Origin of the sequence: Shewanella sp. SP1S1-7 (assembly GCF_031932105.1) — a bacterium.
Classification (GTDB): Bacteria; Pseudomonadota; Gammaproteobacteria; order Enterobacterales; family Shewanellaceae; genus Shewanella; species Shewanella baltica.
In genome coordinates, this window is record NZ_JAUOEU010000002.1 from 277,234 (window position 1) to 291,483 (window position 14,250).

Here is a 14,250-nt window from a genome sequence, read left to right on the forward strand (position 1 = left end):
GCTTATGCTAAGTGTCCGTCGTTGTAACAGTTTCCCAACTTGGATGATATCTATGGATCATACTCCGCAGTCGCAACTTAAGCTGTTGCTTGCCAAAGGTAAAGAGCAAGGTTACTTAACCTATGCAGAAGTGAACGATCACTTACCTGCAGACATGGTCGATTCTGACCAGATCGAAGATATTATCCAGATGATAAATGACATGGGTATCCGGGTGTTCGAAGAAGCCCCAGATGCCGATGACATGATGATGTCGGAAGACAACACAGACGAAGATGCCGCTGAAGAAGCCGCTGCCGCACTCGCAACAGTAGAAAGCGAACTTGGCCGCACAACCGATCCCGTGCGCATGTACATGCGTGAAATGGGTACCGTTGAGCTTCTGACCCGCGAAGGCGAAATTGTTATCGCCAAACGCATCGAAGAAGGCATCAACACAGTTCAAAGTTCAGTCGCCGAGTACCCGCAAGCGATCGCGATGATCCTTGAGCAATTCGACCAATTTGAAGCCGACGAACTGCGCCTATCTGATATTATCTCTGGATTTGTTAACCCGGACGAAGAAGACGTCGCACCGACAGCAACTCACATCGGCTCAGAATTATCTGAAGAAGAGCTGGACGATGAAGATGACGAAGATGATGACGAAGACAGTGAAGATGAAGAAGAAGGCAACAAAGGGCCTGATCCTGAAGAAGCACGCGAAAGATTCGCTCAACTGAGAACCGCCTACGAAAGTGCACTGAAAATTATCGAAGCTAAGGGCCGTGAACACCCAGAATCGGTAAAAGCACTATTCGAAATTGGTGAAATCTTCAAAGAATTCCGCTTAGTACCTAAACAGTTTGACCGTTTAGTAAAAAGCATGCGCACTATGATGGATCGCGTGCGTGTTCAAGAACGTTTAGTGTTAAAACTATGCGTTGAACAAGCCAAAATGCCGAAGAAAAATTTTGTTAAATTCTTCACTGGCAACGAAACCAACCTCGATTGGTTCAACACTGAAAAAGCCTCAACTAAACCTTATGCCGAAGGCCTAAGAATGGTTGAAGACGACGTGATCCGTTGTCGTACTAAGCTTGCAGCAGTTGAAGAAGAAACTGGCTTAGCGATTTCAGCCATTAAAGACATCAACCGTCGTATGTCAATCGGTGAAGCTAAAGCCCGCCGTGCGAAGAAAGAAATGGTTGAAGCAAACTTACGTCTGGTAATTTCTATCGCGAAGAAATACACCAACCGTGGTCTGCAATTCTTGGACTTAATCCAAGAAGGTAACATTGGCTTGATGAAGGCCGTGGATAAATTCGAATACCGTCGTGGTTACAAGTTCTCGACCTATGCAACTTGGTGGATCCGTCAGGCGATTACTCGTTCTATTGCCGACCAAGCGCGTACCATTCGAATTCCAGTACACATGATCGAAACGATCAACAAGCTGAACCGTATATCTCGCCAAATGCTACAGGAAATGGGCCGCGAGCCTTCACCTGAAGAACTGGCTGAGCGTATGATGATGCCGGAAGATAAGATCCGTAAGGTACTGAAAATCGCCAAAGAACCTATCTCCATGGAAACTCCAATCGGTGACGATGAAGATTCGCATTTAGGTGATTTTATCGAGGATACGACCCTCGAACTACCACTGGACTCAGCGACCAGCGAAAGCTTGAAAAACGCCACACACGAAGTGTTAGCAGGTCTAACCGCCCGTGAAGCGAAAGTACTGCGTATGCGTTTTGGTATCGATATGAACACTGACCACACTCTTGAAGAAGTGGGTAAGCAGTTCGACGTAACCCGTGAACGTATTCGTCAGATTGAAGCTAAGGCACTGCGCAAACTGCGTCACCCTTCACGCTCAGAAATCTTAAAATCATTCCTAGATGAATAGGCCGTTAGCAGCCTAAAGTCAGCTAAGTAAGATTTGAAGCCCTGCCTATTCAGGGCTTTTTATTGCCTCTCATACGCTAATATCGACATCAGCACAGTATCGAAGCCCTAAATTTAGGCGACGATTACATTTAAGTTGATTAACAGATAACCAATTGAATCAGTTGTGTGTATTTCAAGCCAAAACACGGGTGACAAGCGTAAGTAAGCTTAGTATACTTCCACCCGCTTCAGGTAATGACGATTACCTTAAGTCGGCCCCTTAGCTCAGTTGGTTAGAGCACACGACTCATAATCGTTAGGTCCACGGTTCAAGTCCGTGAGGGGCCACCACCCGATTCAACGAAAAAGCCCATTGAAAAATGGGCTTTTTTGTATCTAAAAAATTTATCCTGCTAATCACAGTATAATCACCATGCATATACAGCTGGCTCGCTGACTATTTTATGGCTTCTGCCTATGTATTGTTAGTTAACATCACCATAAAGATAGGCCCTTTGGTCAGTGTTTAACCAGCAACACAATCAAAGAGCCTAATTAAAATCAATGCGCTAATTCAGTAAACCTCTGCGTGCTAGGTTTTTAACTTACCTAACTGCTCATGCTGCTGCTTCACTAAGTTTGCTAAAACTACACTGCTTTGCTGTGCTTCACCCGCAAGACGTGCAAGTTCAGAAGCCGAATCAGAAATCCCGGTGATATTGCGATTAACCTCTTCAGTCACCGCACTCTGCTCTTCTGCGGCGGCGGCAATATGGGTCACTTGGCCCGAAATTTCCCCAATCTGACTCACCATTGAATTCAATGAGTTTAACGCTTGCTCAGTTTGAGATACGGCCATTTGTGCCCGCTCAGCGCCTTTATCTATGATGCCAGAAGCGCTTTGGACCTCTTTTTGCAGTGCGTCGATAAGGGTACTAATGTCGTTCGTCGAGCTCTGAGTCTTAGATGCTAGCGCGCGGACTTCGTCAGCAACCACAGCAAAGCCTCGTCCCTGCTCACCCGCCCTTGCAGCTTCAATCGCCGCATTGAGTGCCAACAGGTTAGTCTGTGCGGCAATGGAGCTTATCACCTCAAGGATACGACTGATGTTCATACTGCTTTCAGCCACTTTACTCACCGCCAGCTTAGCCTCCATAGACTCCTGAGACATAGTCGCGACAAAACCCATTGCCTTAGTCAGGCTCTCTTCGCTATGACGAATATTTCGCGACATAGCTTCAGTTTCAGCCGCCGTTTGCTCTGATGCCTTAGCAACCTCAAGTGCAGTAGCACTCATTTGGTTCACAGCCGTTACTACACTCTCAATTTCACCGTACTGGCGATTCACGCTGTCACGGGTGAGCTGCGCAATTTTGGCAGAGGCTTGGCTTTCCTCCTGAGAGCGGCTCGCAAGCGTTTTCAGTTCGGCAATCAAATTTTTAAGTTTATAAATAAAGGAATTGAAACCTTTCGCTAGCGCAATCAATTCAGCATGGGAATCAACCTCAATCGATTGCGTTAAATCGCCATCGGCACTCGCAAGGTGCTCTACCCGGCCTTGGATCATTCTCAATGGTGAGATAATGCTACGGATCACTAAGCTAATGGTAATTACAGCGGCAATCGATACCACAATACCCACGATCAGCAGCAAACTGCCTAAGGAAGTCGCCATTTCATCCATATCATTATTAAGCTCAATCGAGCTTTTATACGCCTGTGCAGTCGGTACTTGGATAACCAAGGACCACTCGGCATTCGCTAGCGGGATCTTAATGGGGTAGGCAACAATAATTTCATCATCGTTAACCATGTAGCCGGAATTCTTGTGCAACGAGATAATTTGCGAGGCGAGAGTTGGATTTATCGACTCAGCTAATGGACGCGCCTTTTTACTGTAATGACTTGCCGCGACCACTAAACCACGGGTACTCAGCAAAGTGACTTTTGCTTGTCCATCGTAGAGGCTTTTGGATAACTTATCGATAAGGGTTTGAAACACTGGCAAGTTTACATCTACACCGACTATGCCGATAAATTGCTTATGTTTAAGCACGGGCACAGTCAACGAGGTCATTAATGCTTTGTTGCCTGGAGTGATCTCGTATAAGTACGGCTCCATTAAACAGGGCTTTAAGGTTTCTTTACCACATAAATACCATTCAGCATCACGGATCCCAAACTCATTTAAGCTAGTGAGGTACTTTTCTGCCGAATCTTCAACTTGGTTATGCTCCACAGTGCCATCGTCGTTACGGGTGTAATAGACCTCTAGAGCGCCAGATGTCGCCACACTGTGACTGACATTAACATTCAAAAACTCACTGTCGAGCCCATCATAACCATTAGGTTCGAACTGGGCATACATGGAAGAGACTTGCGCATTTTTCTTCAGCACTGCCGCTACTGCGAGTTCTAAGCGGTCACGTTTTAAGGGTAATTCCTCGGCAGTACTTTCAAGCATACCCGCAAAAGAAAAAGGGATACGATAAGCTTCATTAATAAATCCGGCGACCATTTCGCCATATTCACCTGCGCGGGCTTCGAGTTTATCCCGCGTTTCCGTTTGTAGGGTATTTTGAACTTGATCCGACAATTGTGCGTTTTGAGCCGACAGCGTCCACCATAAACTGATAGATAAAATAGCCACTATCGATAAAAATAATGCTGATGTAATCCACAACAACTTAGTACTGATGGACAAATGCTTCATCTAGTAAACTCCCAAGAGAACGACAATAGCGTAATTATTATGATCTAATTCATTTTTATACTTTCTACCCAGCATTAAAAATAGCACTTAGCGTAAGAATTACCAGCACTTAAGATAAAGAGTTGCTAATGAAATGTAAAACTTTAGAATGACAAAATCAAAAAAAGGCCAAATTCAAATAAATGAATTCGGCCTTAAATATCAAACACTATTTCAAATTAAGGTTAAAGTTAGCGTCCCCACAACCAAGCGGCACCACGTACGCCCGATGAAGCCCCATAACAGTTTTTAACAACCGGAGTGTGACACTCACGGCCAACCACATATAGCGGTAAAACTTTTGGCAATTCAGTGTAAATGGCATCGATGTTGGACACTCCGCCGCCAAGGACGATTACATCAGGATCCATCATATTGATCACATGGGCCAATGAGCGGGCTAAACGATCGATAAAGCGATCAAAAGCTTGAGTTGCCAGCGGATCGCCCGCTTGCATCATTTGAGCGATTTCAATACCGCTGTCAGCAACGCCACCTGCTGCGCGAAAATCGCGTACAAAACCCGTCCCTGAGATAAACGTCTCGATGCAGTCTCTGTTACCACAAAAACACGTCGTGGTATTAAATTCATCGGCTTTCATCCAAGGTAAAGGATTATGACCCCACTCACCGCCGATGCCATTACCACCATCATGCACTTGGCCTTTGATGGCGATACCTGCACCACATCCAGTACCAATAATGGCGCCAAAGACCACTGACTTGCCAGCAGCTGCGCCATCGACCGCTTCTGATACGGCAAAACAGTTAGCATCATTAGCGATTTTCACCTTACGGTTTAATCGAGCGCCTAGATCCACATCGAGGGGATGGCCATTGATCCACGTTGAATTAGCATTTTTAACTAGGCCAGTAAAAGGAGAAATCACCCCAGGAATACCTATGCCTATTGTGGCGGTTTGTTGCAGGCTCTCTTCGACTTCTGTCACGAGTGCGACTAATGCATCGACTGTTGCAACATATTCTCTTGGCGTTGGGATGCGTTTACGAAACACTTCTTTACCATCGTCATCCAATGCGACTAACTCGATTTTTGTGCCGCCAAGATCGATACCAATTCGTAACATCAACTTACTCCATCTCAATATATTTAACGCAAAGCGGCTCAGTGAAGCTCGGCTCTACTGCCTGATGCCATACACTGTAATTGAAAACTGCCTCAGGTCAAAAACAACATTAGCCCCTGTCAAAGTAAAGGCTGTTTATTACAACAAACAATGAAGGCGCAGTCGTCATGTAAACGAGCCAACTGCGCCTTGGGATTTTACATTACGGACACTCGACTGACGCCATACTCGCCGTTTTTGGCTTTAAGGTGATATCGCTAAAACTGATATCCACAGCGCCCGATGATGACAATATGAAAGGCGAGATAATTTTACCAAAATCAATCCCCTGCCCCTGATAGCAAGTGAGATCTATGTTTAGTTCACTCCAAGTATCAAGGCTTAACGCGCTTAGCTGAGTGCTGATGTCCACATTGGCTCGACAATCGCCTTCGCAGGTCATGCCAACATTAACAGGCGCTTTAATCGATGAACCGACTTTGACCTGCATACTCAACACTGACTCGCTCGCCAGATAAGCCCGTAAGTCTTCAGGGAAGTTCCCCTGCAAACTCACAAAACCAAGCGCCTTACCGTTGAAGCTGACATGGCGAGCATCTTCTTGTACTTGTTTATCAAAGGTTTTGATCGTGACAACATCATTCGACTGCACGCTGCTGGCGATAGGTTCCATCGAAACCTTTTCACCTTCAACACTGCCAATCAGCATCTTCCAAGGCGCCTTAACGGCACGCTCGAATAACGGCTTCTGGCTGAGTTGCACTTGTTCACTGAAATTATCTTCAGACAAACTATTCGATAATATCGCAGGCGCAGTACTATTTGCCTTATCCGCATAGCTCAGGCCATAGCCATAGGGAAGTAATGGCGAATAATCACTGTCGTGAACATTCACTTGAGTTTGCTGCGGTGTCGACGGCCATGAGAAAGACAATTTACCAGTAAAGTCATACTGAACATCACCATTAGCTTGAGTGAATAACACTTCACTAATCCCTGCCCCTTCAGTACCAGGCAACCAAGCGGCGACAAAGGCGTCAGAGGCATTAAGCTCAGGATTGACCCACAAAGGTCTGCCGCTAATAAACACAGAGACCACAGGAACCCCTGCGGCTTTGAGCTTTTGTAATAAAGCTAAGTCACGCTTATTCCCCCTTTGATATTCAAGATTATCGATATCTCCATTGCCCTCGGCATAGGGCTCTTCACCAAATACCACAATCGCCACATCGGGTTTATTCGCAGTATCAAACTGACCATCAATACTCAGCACAGCGTTACCACCACTGGCAGAAACCGCTTTTGCTATGCCGGCATAAATCGATGTCGCTCCAGGGAAATCTGCATTTTGATTATCTGTACCCTGCCAAGTAATAGACCAACCACCCGATTGCTTGCCAATATTATCGGCGGCATCACCCGCGACGAGTACTTTAGCTTTGGGCGATAGCGGCAGTAAATGCTGATTATTTTTCAATAATACCAATGATTCACGCACCGCTTGGCGCGCAACGTCTCTGTGGCTAGCTTGTCCAATTAACTCGGTTTTACCCGATAAAGGACGCTTAGCTGGACTTGGCTTTTCAAATAATCCCGCCCGAATTTTAACGCGCAGGATACGACTCACGGCATCATCAATCCGCGCTTGGTTGATCAAACCCGACTTAACTTGCGCGATAGTGTTTTCATATAAGGGTTTCCATGCGGCCGTAGGCACCATAAATACATCTAAGCCCGCATTAACGGCCTGAGGACAGGATTCGTTACTGCAACCTTCAACCTGCCCATGACCATTCCAATCGCCAACGACAAAGCCATCAAAGCCCATGCGAGTCTTAAGTACATCGGTCAATAAATAAGGATTACCGTGATTTTTAGCGCCGTGCCAGCTATTAAATGAGGCCATTACCGTTTGCGCGCCCGCAGTTAACCCGCCGACATAACCTTGGGCATGAATGTCAAACAAGGCTTGTTCGGATGCGATATTATCGCCCTGATCATCCCCGCCTTCGGTCCCACCATCCCCTAAGAAATGTTTTACCGTAGCGATAACATGCTGATCTGATAAGAAGTCTTTATCATTGCCCCCTTGTAATCCCTCGACAATTGCGTGCGAATAGGATTTAACGATGACAGGATCTTCTGAATACCCCTCGTAGGTTCGTCCCCAGCGGTCATCACGCACCACAGCGACAGTCGGCGCAAATACCCAATCAATTCCCGTCACCATGACTTCTTTGGCAGTAATCGCAGCAATTTGCTGAATAAGCTCAGGATGATGGGCCGCACCTAACCCTATGTTATGTGGGAACAGTGTTGCGCCAATCACATTGTTGTGACCATGAACCGCATCCGTGCCCCACATAGTTGGGATACTGATGCCATCGAGCGAGTCATCCATTGAAGCTTGAAACATAGCGTCGGCTAAGGCAATCCAATCTGCCGGCGTCGCATGTTTATCTTGGTTCGGGTAAGAACCGCCACCATTCAAATAAGAGCCGAAACCGTATTTGCGCATATCTTCGACCGTGATATCGCGGATCTCAGGTTGGATCATCTGCGCAACTTTCTGCTCTAGCGTCATTTTTGCCAATAAATCTGCGACGCGTTTTTCAACATCTTCTTGATTTTTATGGGGGATAGTTAACTGCGGCCAAATATTAATATCGGTAGACTTACCATTGATACTGTAACCATTGGGGCTATTAGGTGAGCTAGATGCGGCCACATCACTAGGCTTAACAGACTGACTGTCAGCTGCTTTTATCTGCTCTGTTTTGCTGCATCCGCTTAAACTGGCGCAGGTCAGCACAGCCAATAAACTCAAACTAAAGATTTTAGGTCTCAATGCGATAACGCTCATAATTCTCGCCCTCAAAAAATAAAATGTCTTAATACACACGCCGTGTGCGCATCCATGTGTTTAATCGTCGTGTTTTAATTAATTTAAAATCTTGGTCTTGGGGCATCAGAGCCCTTAGCCCCGTAATAGGCGATAAAACCATAACAAAGTAGCGGTAAGATAAAGGCCAATTGGATACCAAAATGATCGGCTAACATACCTTGAAATAAGGGCACAATCGCGCCGCCCACAATCGCCAAACATAAAATGCCTGAACCTTGGCTAGTGTGTTGTTCAAGATCTTGTAATGCCAGGCTGAAAATGGTCGGGAACATAATAGAGTTACATAACCCAACTAACAGTAAGGCCCACATCGCCATCGCCCCGGTACTGAACATGGCTAAAGCCACCAGCAGGCAAGCACAAATCGCATTAAAGGCTAATACTTTGCCGGCTTTGATTTTTTGCATCACAGCCGCGCCGATAAAGCGCCCAACCATAGCGCCACCAAAATAGTAAGCAATATAGTGCGCGGCTTCGGCGTGGGTGTAACCGCCAATATCGGGCTGAACTAAAAAGCTAATCAGAAAACTGCCAATGGCGACTTCTGCGCCCACATACACAAAAATCCCCACGCTACCGAGAACAAGATGCGGAAATTGCCATACACTGCCCAGCACTTTAGCACTGCTCGCAGGCAGTTTTTTACCTAAAAAAGGCAGCTTTAACAGTATAAAAATCACCGCCAGCACAAATAAACTGGCCGCTAAAATCAAATAGGGAACTTGTACTGTGCTCGCTTGGGCCGCAGCGCTGACTACAAGGTCAGGAGCAGCCTTACCCGTCATTTGATGTGAAGTCGATAAAATCAACCAACTACCAAAAAACGGAGCAACTGTGGTGCCAAAGGAATTAAACGCTTGGGTCAGAGTGAGTCTCGATGACGCGGTTTTTGCAGGTCCCAGCACGCTGACGTAGGGATTAGCCGCCACTTGCAGAATGGTAATGCCAGAGGCTAAAACAAAAAAAGCGCCTAGGAACATCCAATACGAAGCGAAACTCGCTGAAGGATAAAATAATAAGCAGCCTAAACACGCAATACCAAGCCCAGTGACTATGCCTTTTTGATAACCAATCTTACCCACAAGTGCACCCGCTGGGATTGAGACAATAAAATAAGCCCCAAAAAAACAAAACTGCACCAACATGGCTTGGGCGTAATTCAGCTCAAACATGTTTTTTAAATAAGGTATTAAGATATCGTTAAGACAAGTAATGAATCCCCACATGAAAAACAACGATGTTAATGCCACTAAAGCGAACTTAAAGTTGCCACTCTGGTGCACACTCCTTGTTGCCTCACTCACTGCACTCGCCTCAGTTTCATTTGCAATAGCCATGTTTGCCCTATTCTCCCCAACCGATTATCTAGATAAAAACGTTTAATCTTCTTAGTCAAAATGGCGTGATTAATTTATCCAAATCACATATTGACCTTTTTATGATTAGTCACTAACCTCGATGTAAGCGCTTTCATTGTTAACATGTCGATAACCAAAGTCAATATTTTTAGTGACAGTCGGCAAGCATCTTTACTCTCTTTATCTTGAACTCTGTGTTTTAAATCGCAGGCATGAATTCAAAAATATAATTAAGTGACTGAATATATGAAAATATCTTTACCAAAGAACTCGAGACTCCAAAGTGAAGCGTTTACTTTTGGTGTGGCGACCGCTTCCTTTCAAATCGAAGGTGGCGTGGACTCTCGCCAAACCTGTATTTGGGATACCTTCTGTGCAACACCAGATAAAATCCGTGATGCCTCCAATGGCGATGTCGCCTGCAACCACCTGAATCTATGGCAAGAAGATATCGCCTTAATCGCGTCACTCGGGGTTGATGCCTATCGTTTTTCCATCGCATGGGGACGCGTCTTAAATCAAGATGGCAGCATTAATCAGCAGGGAGTTGATTTCTACATTGGCATTCTAGACGAACTAAAACGTAGAAATATCAAAGCATTTGTCACGCTTTACCATTGGGATCTTCCTCAACATATTGAGGATCAAGGCGGCTGGTTAAACCGAGATACCGCTTACCTTTTCAAAGACTATGCAGACAAAATAAGCCAAGCCTTCGGCGACCGAGTGTATTCCTACGCCACCTTAAACGAACCCTTTTGCAGCTCATATTTAGGCTATGAGGCAGGCATTCACGCCCCAGGTTTAATGAAAAAAGCCTATGGCCGTCAATCGGCTCACCACCTATTGCTCGCCCACGGCTTAGCAATGCAAGTGCTGCAAAAGAACAGCCCTAACAGCATGAATGGCATAGTGCTTAACTTCACGCCTTGCTACGCATTAACCCAAAGTGCTGCCGATATTCAAGCCGCAAAACAAGCCGATGATTACTTTAACCAGTGGTATATCAAGCCCATTTTCGATGCGGCATACCCAGACCTTCTCACAGCATTAGCGCCAGAAGACAGACCGGAAATTCACGACGGAGACCTTGAGCTTATAAGTCAACCAATTGATTTTTTGGGTGTAAATTTTTATACCCGCGCCGTATATCAGGCCGATGCCGAACATGGATTTGTGCAAGTTGATTTACCTGGGGTACCTAAAACCGACATAGGCTGGGAGATCCATCCACAGGCCTTTACCGATTTACTGGTTTCTTTAAATCAAACCTATGATTTACCACCTGTTTTCATCACAGAAAATGGCGCCGCTATGGACGATAAATGCATTGATGGGCGTGTCGATGACTTCGATAGGCTCAGCTATTACCAGCACCATTTAACCGCAGTAGACAATGCCATAGTACAAGGTGTTAACATTCAAGGTTACTTTGCCTGGAGCTTGATGGATAATTTTGAGTGGGCCGAAGGCTACTTAAAACGTTTTGGCATTGTCTATGTGGATTATGCAAGCCAAACCAGAACGATAAAGGCCAGTGGTCAAGCCTACAGCGACTTGATTCGCTCAAGGGCTCACATAACTAATAACAATAATAAATAAGGCTAAAGCCATGATTAGCATAAAAGAAAAAATAGCCTATGGGCTTGGCGACACTGCCAGCAACATCGTTTTTCAAACCGTTATGCTGTTCCTTACCTTTTTTTACACCGACATTTTTGGCATTTCACCCGCCTTTGTCGGCACTATGTTTCTGCTCGTACGGTTAATTGACGCCGTCACCGATCCTTTAATGGGCGCATTGGCTGACCGCACGAACACCCGTTGGGGTAAATTCAGACCCTATTTACTCTGGTTTGCCCTGCCCTTTGGGATTATCAGTGTATTGGCATTTACGACCCCTGATTTATCTGAAGATGGGAAAATGATTTATGCCTTCGTGACTTACACAGCATTGATGATGGTATATACCGCCATTAATATTCCCTATTGCGCCTTAGGTGGAGTACTGACGGCCGATCCCAAAGAGCGGGTTTCGGTGCAATCCTATCGGTTTGTGTTCGCCATGCTCGGTGGCTTACTTGTCTCAGGACTCACCCTGCCTCTCGTCGAATTTCTCGGTAAAGGTGACCAAGCAAAAGGGTATCAGCTCACAATTCTCGCCATGAGTATCTTAGGGGTTGCCATGTTTTTGGCCTGCTTCTGGGGCACAAAAGAGCGCTTACATCCGCCCGTGGATCAAAATTCCAGCTTTAAACAGGACTTTACCTATCTATTACAGAATGACCAATGGCGAGTGTTATCCGCCGCTGCAGTTTGCCTATTATCCGGCATGGTATTGCGCACTAGTCTCGCCATTTACTACGTAAAATATTTTCTTAACCTGCCGGATATGATCACTCTTTTCATCACCTTAGGTATGGTGGGCAATATTTTTGGCTGCATTCTCGCTGAGCCATTAGCCAAGCGAGTTTGTAAGGTTAAAGCCTATATTGTGTTGCAACTCCTAGCCGCGACCCTGTGTGTACTGCACTTTTTTGTCCCTAAAGATCAAGTCGTTCTCGCCTTCACTCTTTATGTTGTCTGGGGATTTACCTTCAATATGGCCACGCCATTACTCTGGGCAAAAATGGCGGATACGGTCGATTATGGTCAATACAAAACCGGCGTGCGTATCACTGGCATGATTTACTCCTCGGTGATTTTCTTTATCAAGCTTGGCGTCGCGATTGGCGGTGCGGCGGCGGGATGGTTACTGGCAAGTTATGGCTATCAAGCCGATGCCGTTCAGAGTGAAACGACGCTCAATGGCATCTTAATTTCATTTACCCTTTATCCCGCTATCGGCTCAATTTTGGTCGCATTTATCATGCGTCGTTATACGCTAAATAACCAGAAAGTGGATGAAATCCATCTGGAATTAAATAGAGCCAGCTAATAAAAATATGCTAATCTTCAAGGCATTGTACTTTTCAGTACCTCTAATCTGAGATGATATGGCCACTATTTACGACGTTTCGGTACTTGCAGGCGTGTCACTTGCGACTGTGTCACGGGTGATGAATAAAAACACCAATGTCAGTGAGAAAACCAAACAAAAGGTATTAGACGCTATGGCTCAGTTGGACTATCGCCCCAATGCGATAGCCCAATCATTAGCGTCCAACTGCTCAAATAGTGTGGGCGTCTTGGTATCACAACTCGATGGCCCATTTTATGGGCCTATGATGACTGAAATTGAAGATGCCCTGCGCGATGCGGGTAAACACGTCATTATTGCCGCGGGTAAAAGCAATGAATCCCTAGAAAAGGATGCGGTGCAATTTTTACTGGATCGCGGCTGTGATGCGTTAATTATCGATGTGGAAGCGGTTTCAGATGACTACCTTATCGATCTCTGTAAGCGCAGCACGCCAATCGTACTGATTAACCGCTATGTTGCCGCCATACGAGAACGCTGTATTTATCTCGATAACGAGCTTGGCGGTTACCTCGCGACTCAGCATATGTTGTCGTTAGGGCATAAACATATTGCTTATATATCAGGACCTTTATTCAAACTAGATGCTAGGCAACGCCTGATGGGCCATAAGAAAGCGCTCACTGAATCGGCCATTCCCTATGAGAGTGAGCTGTTCTACGAAGGGACGTTTAAAGAGTCGAGCGGTTGCGATGGCATGCGACATTTGCTCAGCCTGCAACGGCCATTTACTGCGGTGATTTGCGCCAATGACCAAATGGCATCGGGTGCGATTTCAACTTGCCTTGAACAAGGGCTTAGGGTGCCCGAAGATTTATCCTTCATGGGTTACGATAATATCCCGTTTCCCCAGTATATTTCCCCTAAGCTCACCTCAGTCAGTAACCCCATCCATGAAATGGGTAAAATGGCGGCGCTCTGGGTACTAAAACACGTATACAATAAAACCGACGTGGAAATTGTTAGTCGTTTCACCCCATCACTATTTATAAGAAATTCAGCAACTAAGATCATAAATAGTTAAATCTCTAAGGCGTAGACTCCCCTAGTCTACTCAAATACTTAAGTTGCCCTGATGGGGCGACCCAGTGGGCAAGGCACTGCATTTTTTCGCTTGAACTCAAAGGCAAAAATAAACAGGCCCGACTCAAGCTAAGTATAAAAAACACTCAAAAACAGCAAGAGAAACTCACGCTATATTTCCCCCGCTTACGCAAAATATCCTCACACTTTATCTATTCACCAAATGGCAAAACACGCCATTACGAAGTTCATAAAGTAGAGTTAGCATGCTT

At 45.6% G+C, this 14,250-nt stretch carries 8 protein-coding genes and 1 tRNA gene; 5 read left to right on the forward strand and 4 right to left on the reverse strand.

Features of this window, described 5'->3' with window-relative positions; genetic code table 11:
* The first annotated feature begins 52 nt into the window (after positions 1 to 52).
* Both rpoD and Q4Q49_RS03060 read left to right on the forward strand, forming a co-directional pair.
* Positions 53 to 1,891, forward strand: a complete 1,839-nt coding sequence (gene rpoD / locus Q4Q49_RS03055; protein ID WP_106649811.1) for an RNA polymerase sigma factor RpoD — start codon at positions 53 to 55, stop codon at positions 1,889 to 1,891.
* A gap of 255 nt (positions 1,892 to 2,146) precedes the next feature.
* A tRNA-Ile gene (locus Q4Q49_RS03060) sits at positions 2,147 to 2,223 on the forward strand.
* 241 nt (positions 2,224 to 2,464) lie between these two features.
* Here Q4Q49_RS03060 and Q4Q49_RS03065 read toward each other — a convergent pair.
* From Q4Q49_RS03065 to Q4Q49_RS03080, 4 genes are all read right to left on the reverse strand, one after another.
* On the reverse strand, positions 2,465 to 4,585 hold the full coding sequence (locus Q4Q49_RS03065) for a methyl-accepting chemotaxis protein (protein WP_006085035.1): 2,121 nt from the start codon (positions 4,583 to 4,585) through the stop codon (positions 2,465 to 2,467).
* A 230-nt stretch (positions 4,586 to 4,815) separates the two neighbouring features.
* Positions 4,816 to 5,712 (reverse strand): fructokinase, encoded by an 897-nt coding sequence (gene mak, locus Q4Q49_RS03070; RefSeq protein WP_006080720.1) that lies wholly within the window; start codon positions 5,710 to 5,712, stop codon positions 4,816 to 4,818.
* Between the two features lie 202 nt (positions 5,713 to 5,914).
* The gene (locus Q4Q49_RS03075; protein ID WP_311998602.1) at positions 5,915 to 8,575 is read right to left on the reverse strand and encodes an exo 1,3/1,4-beta-D-glucan glucohydrolase; all 2,661 of its coding nucleotides are present in this window, start codon (positions 8,573 to 8,575) and stop codon (positions 5,915 to 5,917) included.
* Between the two features lie 83 nt (positions 8,576 to 8,658).
* Positions 8,659 to 9,954: a sugar MFS transporter gene (locus Q4Q49_RS03080; RefSeq protein ID WP_311998603.1), complete on the reverse strand. Its 1,296-nt coding sequence runs from the start codon at positions 9,952 to 9,954 to the stop codon at positions 8,659 to 8,661.
* Between the two features lie 267 nt (positions 9,955 to 10,221).
* Between Q4Q49_RS03080 and Q4Q49_RS03085 the strand changes: the two genes are divergently transcribed.
* The 3 genes from Q4Q49_RS03085 to Q4Q49_RS03095 are packed head-to-tail and all read left to right on the forward strand — an operon-like array spanning position 10,222 to position 13,979.
* The gene (locus Q4Q49_RS03085; RefSeq protein WP_259527107.1) at positions 10,222 to 11,577 is read left to right on the forward strand and encodes a GH1 family beta-glucosidase; all 1,356 of its coding nucleotides are present in this window, start codon (positions 10,222 to 10,224) and stop codon (positions 11,575 to 11,577) included.
* A 10-nt stretch (positions 11,578 to 11,587) separates the two neighbouring features.
* Positions 11,588 to 12,913, forward strand: a complete 1,326-nt coding sequence (locus Q4Q49_RS03090; RefSeq protein ID WP_311998604.1) for a glycoside-pentoside-hexuronide (GPH):cation symporter — start codon at positions 11,588 to 11,590, stop codon at positions 12,911 to 12,913.
* Positions 12,914 to 12,971: 58 nt separating this feature from the next.
* Entirely contained in the window at positions 12,972 to 13,979 is a 1,008-nt protein-coding gene (locus Q4Q49_RS03095; protein WP_311998605.1) for a LacI family DNA-binding transcriptional regulator, read from the forward strand.
* Positions 13,980 to 14,250 lie beyond the last annotated feature (271 nt).

What these genes read in the sequence shown, in the direction of transcription:
- mak (WP_006080720.1), bottom strand. Translation starts at nt 5,712, where the DNA reads ATGTTACGAATTGGTATCGATCTTGGCGGCACAAAAATCGAGTTAGTC.
- Q4Q49_RS03090 (WP_311998604.1), top strand. Translation starts at nt 11,588, where the DNA reads ATGATTAGCATAAAAGAAAAAATAGCCTATGGGCTTGGCGACACTGCC.
- Q4Q49_RS03075 (WP_311998602.1), bottom strand. Translation starts at nt 8,575, where the DNA reads ATGAGCGTTATCGCATTGAGACCTAAAATCTTTAGTTTGAGTTTATTG.
- Q4Q49_RS03065 (WP_006085035.1), bottom strand. Translation starts at nt 4,585, where the DNA reads ATGAAGCATTTGTCCATCAGTACTAAGTTGTTGTGGATTACATCAGCA.
- rpoD (WP_106649811.1), top strand. Translation starts at nt 53, where the DNA reads ATGGATCATACTCCGCAGTCGCAACTTAAGCTGTTGCTTGCCAAAGGT.
- Q4Q49_RS03095 (WP_311998605.1), top strand. Translation starts at nt 12,972, where the DNA reads ATGGCCACTATTTACGACGTTTCGGTACTTGCAGGCGTGTCACTTGCG.
- Q4Q49_RS03080 (WP_311998603.1), bottom strand. Translation starts at nt 9,954, where the DNA reads ATGGCTATTGCAAATGAAACTGAGGCGAGTGCAGTGAGTGAGGCAACA.
- Q4Q49_RS03085 (WP_259527107.1), top strand. Translation starts at nt 10,222, where the DNA reads ATGAAAATATCTTTACCAAAGAACTCGAGACTCCAAAGTGAAGCGTTT.